The 14,721-nt window shown below is 70.5% G+C and carries 13 protein-coding genes; 9 read left to right on the top strand and 4 right to left on the bottom strand.

Going from position 1 to position 14,721, the window contains the following annotated elements; translation table 11 throughout:
• Position 1 precedes the first annotated feature (1 nt).
• On the top strand, positions 2-1,780 hold the full coding sequence (locus tag D7X32_RS13695; RefSeq protein WP_120602987.1) for a tetratricopeptide repeat protein: 1,779 nt from the start codon (positions 2-4) through the stop codon (positions 1,778-1,780).
• 97 nt (positions 1,781-1,877) lie between these two features.
• A complete protein-coding gene (locus D7X32_RS13690) occupies positions 1,878-4,211 on the top strand; it encodes a YfhO family protein (RefSeq protein WP_120602986.1) in 2,334 nt (777 codons plus the stop codon).
• On the opposite strand, the gene D7X32_RS13685 is transcribed toward D7X32_RS13690, so the two are convergent.
• The 4 genes from D7X32_RS13685 to D7X32_RS13670 form a co-directional block, all read right to left on the bottom strand.
• Positions 4,208-4,975, bottom strand: coding sequence for an ABC transporter permease (locus D7X32_RS13685; protein ID WP_120602985.1), 768 nt, complete (start codon positions 4,973-4,975; stop codon positions 4,208-4,210). The two genes, D7X32_RS13690 and D7X32_RS13685, sit on opposite strands and share 4 nt — an antisense overlap.
• The gene (locus D7X32_RS13680) at positions 4,972-5,952 is read right to left on the bottom strand and encodes an ABC transporter ATP-binding protein (protein WP_120602984.1); all 981 of its coding nucleotides are present in this window, start codon (positions 5,950-5,952) and stop codon (positions 4,972-4,974) included. The genes D7X32_RS13685 and D7X32_RS13680 overlap by 4 nt, the downstream gene beginning before the upstream one ends.
• Positions 5,933-6,850, bottom strand: a complete 918-nt coding sequence (locus D7X32_RS13675) for a tetratricopeptide repeat protein (RefSeq protein WP_120602983.1) — start codon at positions 6,848-6,850, stop codon at positions 5,933-5,935. The genes D7X32_RS13680 and D7X32_RS13675 overlap by 20 nt, the downstream gene beginning before the upstream one ends.
• A gap of 112 nt (positions 6,851-6,962) precedes the next feature.
• Positions 6,963-7,544: a type IV pilin protein gene (locus D7X32_RS13670; RefSeq protein ID WP_120602982.1), complete on the bottom strand. Its 582-nt coding sequence runs from the start codon at positions 7,542-7,544 to the stop codon at positions 6,963-6,965.
• A gap of 230 nt (positions 7,545-7,774) precedes the next feature.
• Between D7X32_RS13670 and D7X32_RS13665 the strand changes: the two genes are divergently transcribed.
• The 7 genes from D7X32_RS13665 (at position 7,775) to D7X32_RS13635 (ending at position 14,719) form a co-directional block, all read left to right on the top strand.
• Positions 7,775-8,899 carry a prepilin peptidase gene (locus D7X32_RS13665; protein WP_120602981.1) on the top strand — a complete coding sequence of 375 codons (1,125 nt, stop codon included), beginning with the start codon at positions 7,775-7,777 and terminating at the stop codon, positions 8,897-8,899.
• A gap of 22 nt (positions 8,900-8,921) precedes the next feature.
• Positions 8,922-10,040, top strand: coding sequence for a sensor histidine kinase (locus D7X32_RS13660; RefSeq protein WP_120602980.1), 1,119 nt, complete (start codon positions 8,922-8,924; stop codon positions 10,038-10,040).
• Positions 10,041-10,075: 35 nt separating this feature from the next.
• Entirely contained in the window at positions 10,076-11,488 is a 1,413-nt protein-coding gene (locus tag D7X32_RS13655; protein ID WP_120602979.1) for a sigma-54-dependent transcriptional regulator, read from the top strand.
• Between the two features lie 226 nt (positions 11,489-11,714).
• Positions 11,715-12,797: a type IV pilus assembly protein PilM gene (gene pilM, locus D7X32_RS13650; RefSeq protein WP_014399064.1), complete on the top strand. Its 1,083-nt coding sequence runs from the start codon at positions 11,715-11,717 to the stop codon at positions 12,795-12,797.
• A gap of 29 nt (positions 12,798-12,826) precedes the next feature.
• Positions 12,827-13,507, top strand: coding sequence for a PilN domain-containing protein (locus D7X32_RS13645; protein ID WP_120602978.1), 681 nt, complete (start codon positions 12,827-12,829; stop codon positions 13,505-13,507).
• A gap of 22 nt (positions 13,508-13,529) precedes the next feature.
• Positions 13,530-14,114, top strand: a complete 585-nt coding sequence (locus tag D7X32_RS13640) for a type IV pilus inner membrane component PilO (RefSeq protein WP_120602977.1) — start codon at positions 13,530-13,532, stop codon at positions 14,112-14,114.
• A 44-nt stretch (positions 14,115-14,158) separates the two neighbouring features.
• Positions 14,159-14,719: a pilus assembly protein PilP gene (locus D7X32_RS13635; RefSeq protein ID WP_167506472.1), complete on the top strand. Its 561-nt coding sequence runs from the start codon at positions 14,159-14,161 to the stop codon at positions 14,717-14,719.
• The last annotated feature ends 2 nt before the right edge of the window (positions 14,720-14,721 follow it).

Below are 14,721 nucleotides of genomic sequence, written 5' to 3'. Positions count from 1 at the left end.
CATGGAACAGGTGCCATCCCGCCCGGATGTCCTCGAAGCCGGCCCTCCTCGCCCCGCCGTCCAGTACGCACTGGTGGCCCTGGCCGCGCTGCTCGTGTTCGCGGGCACGCTGGCGAATGGCTTCGTCTACGACGACGTGCAACTCGTGCTGGAGAATCCCTGGGTGGGCTCGGCGGAGGCCATGCGCGAGGTGTTCAGCCAGCCGCTGTTCGGCTTCCTGGAGTCCTCCACCTCGCAGGACCCGCGGCACCACTACTACCGGCCGCTGATGCACGTGTTGCTCTTCGCGCTGCGGCAGGGCTTCGGGCTCCAGGCCTGGGCGTACCACCTGGCCCTCATGCTGATGCACGCGGCGGTGTCCGCCCTGGTGCTCTGGCTGCTGCGTGTCTGCCTGGCCGCGGACCCCTCCGGTCCCCGGGGGCGCGCCAGCGGCTGGGCCGCGCTGGGCGGCGCGCTCCTGTTCGCGGTCCACCCCGTCCACACGGAGGCGGTGGCGTGGGTGAGCGGCGCCATGGACGTGGGCATGACGCTGGCGGTGCTCCTGGCGGCGCGGCTGTGGCTGCCGGTCCCCACCTCGCCCCTCCGGGCCCTGGGCGCGGGGGCGGTGTGGTTCATGGGCCTCCTCTTCAAGGAGACCCCGTTCGTGCTGCCCGTGCTGCTGTGGGCCCTGGAGCGCGCCACCGCGTCCTCGGAGGCGCGGGGGCCCCTGCTCGCGCAGGCCCGCCGCTACGCCCTCCTGGGCGTGGGTTTCGTCGCCTACCTGGGCTTGCGGCTCATGGCCCTGGGGAGCGCGTTGCCCTCGAGTCCCGCGCCCACGGACGCGGCGCACGTGGGGGGCGTGCTGGCCCTCCCGGCGGACCTGGGCGGCAAGCTCGTCTGGCCCTCGCCCCTGGCGGTGCTATCGCCCGGAGGGCCAGTGACGTCGTTCGCGGATGCGCGGGTCTGGGGGGGCGCGCTCTGCGGCGTGGCGCTGCTGGCGGGGGCGCTCTGGGCATGGCGCCGGGGCCACACGGTGGCCCAGGCGGCGGGGATGTGGCTGGGGGTGCCGCTGCTGCCCGCGCTCGCCCTCCAGGTGCGTGGCGTGGATGCCTACGCCGAGCGCTACCTCTACCTGCCCTCCGTGGGCTTCGTCCTGCTGGTGGCGCTGGCGCTGCGCGCGGTGCGCGTGCGCTGGCCCGACCGGGCCCTGGCCCTGGCGCTGGCGGGAGGCGGGGGTCTGGCGGCCTTCACGCTGCTGACGCTGGCGTACGTGCCGGCGTGGCACGACGACCTGACGCTCTGGACCTATACCCAGGAGACGGTGGGGGAGCGGCCGCTCATCCACTACAACCTGGGCAACCTGCACCTCAACGCCGGGCGCCTGGAGGAGGCTATTCCCCACCTGGAGGTCGCCGCACAGGCGCTTCCCGGCGAGTTCCGCGTCCACAACAACCTCGCGGTGGCGTACGCGAAGACGGGGCGGATGAAGGAGGCGCGGCGGGAGCTGGAGCGCACGGCCCGGCTCATGCCGGACAACCCCGTCGCGTGGCACAACCTGGGGCTCGTGTCGCGCAGGGAAGGGGACCTGGAGACGGCCATCGCGCGCTTCCACGACGCGCTCCGGCTCGCTCCGGAGCGGGTGGACTCGCTGCTGGAGCTGGGGCGCACGCTGCTGCGCGCGGGCCGCGCGGCGGAGGCCGTCGCCCCGCTGGAGGCGGCGCTCCGGCTGGAGCCCGGCCAGGAGGCGGCGCGCAAGACCCTGGCGGAGGCGCGGGCCGCGGCCTCCGCTCCCCCGCGCTGAAGGGCCGTCCGCTATGGTCGGGCGCGGCGGGCGGCACGGGCCAGGGAGCGCGATGAGCGACCAGGAGCACGGGACAGCGGTCGGGCGGTGGGGTGGGGTGGCACTGGCGGGACTGCTCTGCGCGGCCTTCTTCTTCCGGGCGCTCACCTCGTCCGACGTCTTCATGGCCGGGGACACGCTGCGGGATTTCTATCCCATGCGGCACTACTGGGCCTCGCGCGTGTCTGCGTTCGAGTTCCCCGACTGGCTCCCCTACGACGGGCTGGGCCAGTCCTTCCCGGGCATCTTCATCACCGGCATGTTCCACCCGATGATGTGGCTGCACCTGGTGCTGCCGTTGGGGACCGCGGCGAAGGTGACGCTGCTCACGTGCTTCCCCCTGGCGCTCGGGGGCACCTACGCCCTCATGCGAGCCTTCCAGGTGCCCCGCGCCGGCGCGCTGTTCGCGGGCGTCACCTTCGCGTTCTGCGGCTACCTGGTCTGCATCACCAACAACCCCAAGTACCTCCAGGCGGCGAGCACGCTCCCGGTGGCGCTCTGGCTCGCGCTGCGCTACCTGCGCGAGCCGGGCCTCGGCCGGCTGACGCTCGCGGGCATGCTGCTGGCCCTGGTGGCGTTCGCGGGCGACGCCCAGGCGTTCGTCATGGCCAATGCCTGCGTCGTGGGCCTGGCGGCGCTGGAGCCGCTGGCGGGGCCGTGGCGCCGGCGCGTGGGGGCGTGCGCCCTGCTCATCCTCGCCGGAGGGCTCCTGGCCGCGCCGCAGCTGCTGCCCGCCGCGGCGTTCACGGCGGCGTCGGAGCCCGGGGCGCGCTCGCTCGGTGAGGCGCAGCGCTTCTCGCTCCACCCGCTGCGGCTCTGGGAGCTGCTGCTGGGGCCGTTCCTGGCGGACCCGGTGGGCACGCAGGGCATTCCCAACATCGTGGTGACGCGCCTGGTGCCCTCCGGCGGCTTCGGCCGCGTGTGGGTGGACTCGGTGTACCTGGGGGCGCCCGCGTGCGTGCTGGCGCTGGCGGGCTTCGCGGCCTCGGTGCGCGGCTGGCGCGCGTGGGTGCTGGCGGGGGCCTGGATGTTGTTGCTGGCGCTGAGCCTGGGGGAGGCGCTGCCGGTGTACGGCTGGGTCTACCAGCTCGTCCCGTTCTGGCGGCCCTTCCGCTACCCGGAGAAGCTGGTGCCACTGGTGTCGCTGGGGCTCGCGGCCGCCGCGGGCCTGGGCTGGAAGCGGTGCCTGGGCCCCGGAGGCTCGCCCAGGGCCGTCATCTGGACCGGGGTGCTCGTGGCGCTGCCGTGCGCGGCGCTCGCGCTGGCCGAAGGGCTGGGGGGCGCCTGGAGTCAGCACTGGCTGCGCGCCCGCTGGCCGGACATCCCCGGGCCGGCGCTCCAGGGGCTGTCCGGCAACGTCGTCACCGCGGCCACGGTCGCGGCGGCGCTCGCGCTCGCGTGCGCGGCGCTGGTGCTGCTGCGCGAGCGGCCTTCGCTCCAGGGCGCGCTGTTCGTGGCCTTGCAGTGGGGGGCGCTCGCCTGGGCCAACGAGCCGCTCTACCAGCTGTCGCCGGTGGAGCTGCTCCAGACGCCGCCGTCGTTCGTCCAGCGGATCCGCGAACGGGTGTCGCCGGGCGAGTCCGTCCGGGTGGCCTCGTCGCTGCGGGAAGCCCGCCCGCCGCGCGTGCCCGGGCTGTCCTTCAACGACAGCCAGCGCCTGTACCTGCTCTCCTCCCTGGCCCCGGACGCGCTGGCCTTGTGGGGCCTGGAGAGCGCGAACGAGTACCTGCCGGGCGTGAGCCCCCGGGTCCGCCAGCTGCTCCACACGGACCGGACGCGGTGGTTCACGGCGCTCGCGCCCCGGCTGGGCACCCGCTTCCTCGTCCTCACTGCATTGGAGCGGCAGGCCTTCGGCGAGCGCCTGGCCGCGCGAAGCGCCGTCGAGGATCCGCTGCTCGGGCTCACGCTGGTGGAGTACGCGGACGCCGCGCCGCGCATCCACCTGGCCCGCCCCGAGTGCGTGGCGGACCGGGCGGAAGCCGCGCGGCGGATGCTCGCGCCCACCCTTCCTCCACCCGACGTCGCCATCGTGGAGTGCGCGGAGGCCCTGCCACGGCCGCCACCAGGACCGCTGGGACAGGTCCACGTGGCGCCCGGGCCACCCGAGCACGTCACGGTGGACGTGGAGGCGCTCGCGCCCGGGGTCCTCGTCGTCAATGACGCCTTCCAGCCCGGCTGGCGCGCGACGGTGGACGGGGTGGAGGCGCCCATCCTCCACGCCAACGTCGCCGTCCGGGCCGTCGCGGTGCCGGCGGGCCGGCACGTGGTGGCGTTGCACTACCACACGCCCGGGCTGACCGCGGGCCTCGTCGTGGGCGCGCTGGCGTGGCTGGGGCTCCTGGCCGCGTGCCTCGCCAGGCGACTCGCGGCCCGGCGCCCCCGGGCCGCCTAGCGGAAGTCGCGCCGCTCGAAGATGGTGATGGCCAGCGCGGTGAGCACCGCCGTCCACGCCAGGCTGTAGCCCACGCCGGAGAGGAACGTGGCCGCGTCCACCGGCAGCGCGTACGTCGCCTGCGGCCGGAAGTTCACGCGCTCCAGGTTGGGCAGCAGGTAGTAGACGGTCTTGCCCACCCCGCGCACCACGTCGCTCTCCGAGCGGCTGGTGAGGGTGTACAGCTCCCCCGTCAGGTGCCCGGTGAAGTACATGCCCGTCGTGGCGATGGCGGACACCGCCGGCCCCGCGAAGCTGGAGAACAGGATGCCCACGCTGCTGATGACCAGCAGCTCGAACCACAGGCCCGCCGCCGCCAGCAGCTGCGTGGAGGTGATGTCCGCGCCGAAGAGCAGCAGCTGGCCCAGGAACACGAGCGTCATGGCCACCAGCAGCACGCCCAGCGTCAGCATCGTGCCCGCCAGCCGCGCCAGCAGGAACTGACGGCGCGACACGGGCTTGCTCACCACCAGGAAGATGGTGCGCCGCTCAATCTCCCGGCTGAGCAGGCTGCTCGACAGGAAGATGGTGAGGAAGACCAGGATGATGCTCATCATCCCCAGGCCGAAGTCCGTCAGCACGCGGTCGAAGGTCGCGACCGTCACCTCCGTCACCAGCGTGGAGGACAGCAGCACCACGGCGGCGAACACGCCCACCACCACCGTCACCCGGTTGCGGCGCGCCTCGCGAAAGCCGTTCCACATCATCGCGTTGAAGGCGCTCACGTGTTGATCTCCCCGCCCACGCTGCTCGCGCGGCCTGATTCCTTCAGGGCGTTCATGAACAGCTGCTCCAGGGAGAAGCGCGCCGGCTGCATCCGGTTCACCCGGCCCCCGGCGCCCAGCACGCTGCCCAGCAGCCGCTGGCTGTCCACGTCCGCCACCTGCAACATCACGCGGCCATCCAGGACCTGCACCGACTCCAGGGGGACCCCCAGCCCACGCACGTCCTCCGGCTTCATGCCCTCCACGACGACCTCCACCGTGGGCACCTGCGCGGACACCAGCTCCTGCACGCTGCCCTCGCGCACCCGCCGTCCGCCCACCAGCACCGCCAGCCGGTCGCACAGCGACTCCACGTCCGGGATGATGTGGCTGCAGAACAGCACCGTGGTGCCCTTGTCGCGCTCCGCGAGGATGAGGTCGCGCATCTGCCGGCGGCCCAGGGGATCCAGACCGCTCGTGGGCTCGTCCAGGATGAGCAGCTTCGGCCGGCCCACCAGCGCCTGCGCCAGGGCCACGCGCTGCACCATGCCCTTGGAGTAGCGGCGGATCTGCAGCTTCTCCGCGCCCGCCATCTCCACCGCGCCCATGACCTCCGTGACCCGCCCGTCCAGCTCGTGGCCGGACAGCCCCGACAGCTGCCCGGCGAGCGTCACGAACTCCCGGCCCGTGAGGTACTCGTAGGGCGCCGGGTTCTCCGGCAGGAAGCCCACGAGCCGCCGGGTCTCGGAGTCATCCACCGGCTTGCCAAAGAGCTGCGCGGTGCCGCCGCTCTGGCGCACCAGGTTCATCAGGATCTTGATGGTGGTGGACTTGCCCGCGCCATTGGGCCCGAGCAGTCCGTAGATCTGCCCGGAGTCCACCTGGAGGTCCAGGGACTGCAGGGCACGCACGGTCCGGTTGAACCAGAAGCCGACCTTGTAGGTCTTCTCCAGCCCCCGGGCCAGGATGGGGGGAGCGTCAGGGTTGGGCGTCGTCATGTTGGGGCTCTCGGGGCTTGGGCACCAGGCGTTCACCTTCCTCGGACTTCTCATCGTGGATGAGTTCCATGCGGAAGCGGACGGCGTCGGAGTAGGCGCGGCCGTCCTCTCCCAGGAAGAGCTTGCCTCCCATGGGGTCCTGGGGGAGCTGGGGCAGGTCTCCCTTGGAGACCAGCTGCGCGAGCGAATCCGGCAGCCGCCCTTCGCGGGTGCGGTACTTCGCGATGGCCGCGTCCACGGCGCGCAGCGTGCGCTCCTGGAGGATCTCCCGCACGCGCTGCTCGTAGAACTGGCGCGTCTCCGGATCCTCGGAGCCGTCACGCAGCGCCATGCTGATGGACAGGCTGCTGTCGAAGTCTCCGGATTGCGCGTACAGGCGCGTCGCGAGCGCCAGATACCAGGGCGGCGCGTCGGGGCGCCGGGCAAGTTCCTGGATGATGTCCGCCGCTTCCTTGTAGCGCTGCTCGAAGAACATCAGGTTGTAGGCCAGCTGGAAGGCCAACCGCTCGTTGTCCGGCAGCGCCTTGAGCCCCTTGCGCAGCAGGGCCGAGGACTCCGCCACGTTGGCGTACTGGCCCTTGCCCAGGTGCACGGGGATGGTGATGCCGCCGTAGAGGTACGGCTGCCGGAAGCGGGGATCCAGGTCCGTGACCAGCTCGCCGTAGTCGTACACGTCCCGGTATTCGTCCGGGCGCACGGCGGTTCCGATGCGGTTGAGCATCAGGATCCAGAAATAGTCCGTGACCAGGCCTTGCTGGGACTTGAAGAGGGCCTGGAGCAGACCCGGGCGGGGCAGGAGGGGTCCGCCACCTTGTCTGCTCACCGGTCTGGGCGGGGCGGACAGGAGTGCCACCAGCAACAGGCCCGGGACGAATCGGAGCAGCAACACCTTGGACATGGCTCGGCCCAACGAAGATGGGGCGCCCGAAATGCCCGGGCGCCCCATGGATTCTACCTTTCCTGCTCAGCCTGCAAGAGGCTTCTGCCGGAAAGCGATGTGGCTGCGACGACTAGCAGGACACGTCGTTGTTGCTGTTGCCCGGCTCGCCCGCGGAGATCTTGTTGGTGTCCACGCCGCAGGTGGTGCCCAGCGTGGCGCCCGACGGAGCGGAGGTGATGCCCCACGCGTCCATCGCGGTGTCGTTGTCGACGTTGCCCACCGCGTTCGCGGAGAACGTGCAGTTCGGGCAGCCAGCGGACACGCCCACCGCGGGGGTGTTGATCGCGTCCAGGGCCGTGGGGGCCGTGTCGAACTTGGCCTGGTCCTGGCCGATGCAGCTCTTGCCGCGCGCGTTGGCGGCTTCCTTGGTCGCACAGCTGGCCTGGAGGCCGTAGCTGTAGCGGTTCGCGGGCTCCGGATCGAAGCCGATGACCGTGAAGTCGGTGGAGTACTTGTCCTTCTCACCGAAGTACGACTTCTGGGCCGTGAAGATGGCCTTCAGGTTCGTCTTGGCCTCGGACTGCTTCGACTTCGCCTGGAAGCGGATGAAGTTCGGGATGGCGATGGCGGCCAGGATGCCGATGATGGCGACCACGATCATCAGCTCGATGAGGGTGAAGCCACCCTTCTTCCGGAAGAGACGGTTCATCATGTTTGGGAACTCCGCGGCAGGCAGAGGGGGGTTGGACGACGTGGATACTCTTAGCATGAAGAGTGCCACGCCGAACAATTCACCCAACCCCCGGGATTCCCAGGGCAGGCGGGCGCGGCGGGGGGTGGATCAGCCGGGGGCCTGCCAATTTTTGTCACTGACGCTGACGGTTTTCGTCCTCCATCGCGCTGTCGCCAGCTCCGGAAGTGGCGGGTAGGATTCCGGGCTCCGTGACGTTCACCTACGCGCCGGGCTGGGCCGAGCCCCTCTTCATCCTCTTCCTGTTCGTCCTCGGCCTGTGCATCGGCTCCTTCCTCAATGTCGTCATCGCGCGGGTGCCCGAAGGACTGAGCATCGTGCGGCCCGGCTCCCGCTGCCCGAAGTGCGGGCACGTGCTGGCCTGGTACGAGAACATCCCCGTCCTGTCGTGGCTGGGGCTGCGCGGGAAGTGCCGGGGCTGCGGCATGCCCATCTCCCCGCGCTACGTCCTGGTGGAGCTGCTCACGGGCCTGTTGTTCCTCGCGTGCCTCAAGCGCTTTGACTGGACGTACGAACTGGTGCCCGCGCTGGTGCTCGTGTTCCTGCTGGTGCCGCTCACGTTCATCGACCTGGAACATTGGATCCTCCCGTTCTCGCTGACGCTGCCGGGCATCGCCGCGGGCGTGCTGCTGGCCATTCCCCAGGGCTCGGGCGCGGTGGCGCAGGCGGTGCTGGGCGCGGCGGTGGGTTTCCTCGGCTTCCGTCTCATGGAGTACGTGGGCTGGCGCGCGTTCAAGCGCGAGGCGCTGGGCGGCGGGGACAAGTTCCTCGTCGCGCTCCTGGGCGCGTTCCTGGGCTGGCACTCGCTCTTGGGCATCCTCTTCTTCTCGTCGTTGCAGGGCTCCATCGTGGGCGTGGCGCTCCTGGCCCTCACGGGAAGGGCGGGCCCGCGCGGCGCACCGGCGTCCGCCGGGGAACCTGGGGCCGCCGCCACCCCGAAGGAGGAGGCCGTGGCCGGCGACGCGGCGCCTCCGCATCCGCCCCAGGGCCCGGAGGCCGACGCGGCCCTCACCCCGGCTTCTGAGGGTGTGGCGGAGGAAGAGGAGCCCGAGCCCACGATGACCTGGGACTTCACGAAGCCCGGCCTGCCCATGTGGAAGCGGGCGGTGCTCGTCCCCTGGTGCCTGTTGTTCCAGCCCATCCCGGACGCGCCGCTGGACGCGTCGGGGGAGGAGGAGGAGTGGGTCCCCGGTCCCACCAACATCCCCTTCGGGCCCTGGCTGGCGCTGGCGGGGTTGGAGGTGATGCTCCTGGGGCCGTTGCTTGCGCGCGTGCTGCCCCTGGAGGTGGCGCTGATGCTCGGGGGGACGCGGTGAGGGGCCCCGGGCCGGTGCGGGGATGAAGTGGCGCCTCGTCAGCGTGGCGTTCCTGCTGGGCTCGCTGTCCACGGGCTTGTCGTGGCTGACGCTGCAGCCGGTGTTGATCCGCCTGCTGGACATGGCGCGCCGGCTGGCGCTGCCGGGGTCGCTGGACATGGAGGGCCTCGTGAGGATCCGCGCCTTCCTGCCGCTGGCGCTGGGGTTGGACCTGCTGATGCTGACGGTCCTGGCCTACGGGGTGCTGTACCTGGCGGTGGGCCGGCCGCTGAGCGCCATGGAGAAGTCCGTGGAGCAGCTGGGCCGGTTGCAGCTGGACGTGCCGCTCTCCGGGCAGGGGGGGCCGCTCCTGTCGAGCATCCAGCGCGAACTCAAACGCATGGCGGAGGCGCTGCGCCAGGAGCAGGGCCTCACGCGCGCGCAGCTGGAGGCGCTGCGGGAGGCGAACGCCCGGCTCGCGCGGGCGCAGACGGAGCTGGTCGCCTCCGAGCGGCTGGCCACGGTGGGCAAGCTGGCCGCGGGCGTGGCGCACGAGGTGGGCAACCCGCTGGCGGGCATCCTGGGCTACCTCTCCCTGGCGCGCTCCAGGGCGCAGGGGCCGGAGCTGAAGGACTTCCTGGAGCGCATCGACCATGAGGTGCTCCGCATCGACCGCATCGTGCGGGGGCTGCTGGACCTGGGCCGCCCGGCCAGCTCCCAGCCAGGCCCGGTGGACGTGGGGCAGGTGGTGGAGACGTGCGTGCGGCTGGTGCGCGCGGGGCCGGAGCTGGACCGGGTGGACGTGACCCTGGAGGCGGCGCCAGGCCTGCTGGCCCGCGCGGACTCGGGCCCCCTGTCGCAGATCCTCATCAACCTGCTGCTCAACGCCGCCCAGGCCATGGGAGGCGAGGGCCGCGTGCGCGTGTCCACCCGGCGCGAGGACGCGCTCGTCCTGGTGGAGGTGGAGGACCGCGGCCCGGGTCTGTCTCCGGAGGTGCGTGCGCGCCTCTTCGAGCCGTTCTTCACCACCAAGGGGCGGCAGGGCACGGGCCTGGGACTCGCGGTGTCGCTGAACCTGGCCCAGGGCATGGGCGGGCGGCTGGACGCGCGCGACGGCGCGGGCGGAGGCGCGTGCTTCCGGTTGTCCCTGCCAGCGGCCTGACGGCGCGGCCGGAAGGCATATGATGGGCCTCCCCCATGCCCCTCTTCCGCACCGTCCTCGTTGCCGACGACGAGCCGTCCATCCGGCACATCCTCACCCTGGTGCTCACCGACAAGGGCTACGACGTGCGCGCCGTCTCCGACGGCGACGAGGCGCTGCGCGAACTGTCCACGCGCGCCTATGACGTCCTGGTGACGGACGTGCGCATGCCCCGGCGCGACGGGCTGTCCGTGCTCAAGGCGGCGCTCGCGGAGCAGCCGGGCCTCACCGTGGTGGTGATGAGCGCGTATGGCTCCCAGGAGCAGGCGCTGGAGGCGGTGCAGGCGGGCGCCTACGACTACGTCCAGAAGCCCTTCAAGCCAGAGGAGCTCGTCCTCGTCCTGCGCAAGGCGGAGGAGCGCGAGCGGCTGGTCCGTGAGAACCGCCGGCTGCACGAGGCCCAGCTGCCCGGCGCGTCCGGCGGGCACATCCTGGGGCGGAGCGCGGCGCTCCATGCGGTGCTCAAGCAGGTGTCGCGCGTGGCGCCCGTGGACACCACGGTGCTCATCTCCGGGGAGAGCGGCACCGGCAAGGAGCTCATCGCGCGCGAGCTGCACGGCCAGAGCCGCCGCGCCGCCATGCCCTTCGTCGCCGTCAACTGCGGCGCCATCCCCCACGGCCTGCTGGAGAGCGAGCTGTTCGGCCACGCGAAGGGCGCCTTCACCGACGCGCGCACCGCCCGCCGGGGCCTGTTCGCGGAGGCCGACGGCGGCACGCTCTTCCTCGACGAAGTGGGCGAGCTGCCCCTGGGCGCGCAGGTGAAGCTCTTGCGCGTGCTGCAGGAGGGCGAAATCCGCCCGGTGGGCGAAAGCCGCGTGGAGCGCGTGGACGTGCGCGTGGTGGCCGCCACGCTGCGCGACCTGGGCAAGCTGGTGGAGAAGGGCGAGTTCCGCGAGGACCTCTACTACCGCCTCAACGTGGTGAACCTCACCCTGCCGCCCCTGCGTGAGCGCCGCGAGGACATCCCGCTGCTCGCCCGCGCCTTCCTCCACCGCTTCAACCGCGAGCTCAACCGTGATCCACCGGTGGAGGGCTTCGCCCCGGAGGCGGAGGCCCTGATGACGGCCTACGCCTGGCCGGGCAACGTGCGCGAATTGGAGAACGCCATGGAGCGCGCCGTGCTGCTCGCGGAAGGCACCCACATCGCGCCCGGCAGCCTGCCGGAGAAGCTGTGGGCGGCTTCCGCACCCGCTCCGGCCGGAACGGCCCCGCCGCTACAGGCCGGTGGCGACCTGTCGCTCAAGCGCGCCATCCGGGAGCTGGAGGAGTCATACATCCGGGCGGCGCTGCGGCGCACGAAGGGCAACCGCACCCGGGCGGCGGAGGTGCTGGACATCAGCCACCGGGCGCTCCTCTACAAGATCAAGGAGTACGGCATCGATCCGGACGCCGAAGGCACCCGGACCTGAGGGCAGGGGAGACGCCTGGCGGGCGACCCTTCAGGAATCCTCCAGCGCCATTTGACGGAACGCGCCCGGGGCCGGAAAATCGGGCCTCCGCGAAGGTGGGTCGGGGGCGCGGTCGTGGCTTGCTTTCACGGCGCCCTCCCGTCCGCAGGGCGACCGGGCGCCACGCACTTTTTAGGAGGGGCATAAAGCCGGTGCTACGCTGGCCGCCTCTCCGATGGAGTTACGCATGGCGAAGGGCAAACTGGCACTCGGGCTGGATATCGGGTCGACGTCGATCAAGATGATCATGCTCAAGGAGCAGCGCAAGCGCGGCGAAGTCGGCTACGCGCTCCAGAGCTTCGGAATGAAGCCACTGCCCCCGGAAGCCATCGTGGACGGCGCGCTGATGAACTCCACGGCCATCGTCCAGGCCGTCCAGGAGCTGATGTCCGAACTGAAGGTCAAGGGGAAGGACGTCGCCATCGGCGTGTCCGGCCACTCGGTCATCATCAAGAAGATCCAGATGCCTCGCATGAGCCAGGAAGAGCTCGAGGAGAGCATCCAGTGGGAGGCGGAGCAGTACATCCCCTTCGACGTGAAGGACGTGAACATCGACACGCAGATCCTCGACGGCGGCGGCAACGACGCCACCGGTCAGATGGACGTGCTGCTGGTGGCCGCCAAGAAGGACATGATCAACGACTACACCACCGTGGTCTCCGAGGCGGGCCTCGCGCCGGTGGTGGTGGACGTGGACGCGTTCGCCGTCCAGAACATGTTCTCCACGAACTACGAGCTGCCGGACAAGGAGACCGTCGTCCTCATCAACGCCGGCGCCTCCGTGGTGAACATCAACATCATCGCCAACGGCGTCACCGTCTTCACCCGTGACGTGACCATCGGCGGCAACCAGTTCACCGAAGAGATCCAGAAGCAGCTCAACGTCTCCTACGAGGAGGCGGAGGCGCTGAAGATCGGCGGCAACCGCGCGGACGCGGACGCCGTCGTTCCCCAGGACGTGGAGCGCGTGCTCTCCAGCGTCGCGGAGCAGGTGGCCGGTGAAATCCAGCGCTCGCTGGACTTCTACGCGGGCACCGCCGCGGACTCGAACTTCACCAAGGTGTACCTGTCCGGCGGCACCGCGAAGATTCCCGCCCTGTTCAAGACCATCGAGGCTCGGACCGGCGTGCCGGTGGAGATCCTCAACCCGTTCCGCAAGATTGAAGTGGACAACCGCAAGTTCGACCCCGCGTTCATCATGGACGTGGCGCCCATGGCCGCGGTGGCAGTGGGACTGGCGCTCCGGCGCCCGGGCGACAAGCTGGGCTGAACCGCTCTGGCCGCGAGGAGATGACGCACATGATGATTCGAATCAACCTGCTGCCCGTCCGGGCGGTGAAGAAGCGCGAGATGGGCCGGCAGGTGCTGGCCCTCTACGCCGCGGTCCTGATCGCCGCGTTGGCGGGCAACTACTTCTGGTACGCGGACCGCGACGGCGAGCTGCAGAAGGCCAACCAGGGCATCGCCCAGACGCGCGCGAAGATCGCGGAGCTGGAGAAGGTCATCGGCGAGGTGACCAACATCAACGCCCGCAAGAAGGAAGTGGAGAAGAAGCTCGCGGTGCTGGACACGCTGCGCAAGGGCCGCAACGGCCCGGTGCGCATGCTGGACGCGCTGTCCTCGGCCATGCCCAAGAAGGTCTGGCTCAAGGACTTCGTGGAGGCCTCCAACAACGTCACCATCAACGGCTCCGCCGTCAGCCACGACGAGGTCGCGGAACTGATGCGCGGCCTGGGCGGCATGGTGTGGACGCCCAAGGGCATGGGGCGCCTGGTGGATCAGGGCCGCAACGCCAAGACGGCGCGCGTGGAGCTCTTCAACGCGGAGACCGCGAGCGTGGAGGAGTTCTCCTCGGGCGAAATCACGCCCTTCTTCGGCAACATCGAACTGACCAACGCCGTGCAGACCAAGGCCAGCCAGGCCGGCGCCCCGTCCTTCGTCGACTTCAAGCTCACCCTCACCGCCAACTACGCCATCTGATTGGCGGCGAAGGACCCCTGTCATGGAAAAATACCTGGATCAACTCGCGAAGGCCCCTCCCGCCGCGAAGTTCGGCGGGCTCGCGGCCCTCGTCGTCCTCTTGACCGTGGGCAACTTCTTCTCCTTCATCCAGCCCACGGAAGAGGACATCGCGCGCCGCCAGTCCGAGCGCCGGACGCTGGACCTGGAGCTCGCGGAGAAGAGCGAGATCGCCCAGAACCTCAACGAGCGCCGCCGTGAGATGGACGTGCTCGAGCAGAAGCTGGCCGAGGCCCTCACGGAGCTGCCCGAGCGGCGCGACATGGAAGAGCTGCTCGCGCAGATCAACGACATCGGCAAGAAGTCCGGCCTGGAGATCGCCCGCGTGGAGCCCGACAGGGAGTACGTCGAGGGCAGCGAGTTCTTCGCGCGCATCCCCATCCGGATGACGGTGAGCGGCAACTACCACGAGATCGCCATGTTCCTTCAGGAGATGGCGAACATGCGCCGCATCGTGAACGTCAACAACATCAAGCTCGATGGGGCGACCCTGAAGAACGAGAAGGTGGTCCTCCAGAGCAGCTTCCTGGCGACGACGTTCCGGTTCATCGAGACGAAGAGCAACTAGAAACTTGATCCGCCCGGCGACTGGGGCGACAAGGGATGACGCGGATGAAGACGTTCAAGTCCACGATGACCGCTGCGGTGATGGCGCTGACCCTGTCCGCTTGTGAGGACAAGCCCCCAGCCCCGCCACCTGCTCCTCCCCAGGCCGCCGCCCCCGCGCCGGCCCCGGTGGAGGAGAAGACCGAGGCGTCGGCGGCGCCAACGTTCGTCTATACCTACAGTCCGGTGGGAAAGCGGGATCCGTTCCGCAGTCCGCTGGAGGAGCTCGGGCCGGTGGCGCGTGACGCACCGGAGCGGGCCTGCAACGAACCCCTGTGCGTGTTCGACCTCGACCAGCTCAAGCTGGTGGCGGTCGTCACGGGGGATGCCAGCCCGCTGGCGATGGTCGAGGACCCCCTGGGTCGCGGCCACATCGTCCGGCGCAACACCCGCGTGGGGCGCCAGGGCGGCAAGGTCACACAGATTCTAAGGGACTCGGTCACCGTCACCGAGGTCTTCACGGGTGCCAAGGGCGAGCTCATCAGCAACCCGGTGAGTCTCCAGCTCAAGGCGGATGGCGTGAAGGACCCCGCATACAACCTGATGACGGGCAAGAACTGGGAGTAGCG

Source organism: Corallococcus carmarthensis (assembly GCF_003611695.1).
In the GTDB taxonomy this organism is placed as follows: Bacteria; Myxococcota; Myxococcia; order Myxococcales; family Myxococcaceae; genus Corallococcus; species Corallococcus carmarthensis.
This window is presented reverse-complemented; position numbering and strand designations above follow the sequence as displayed.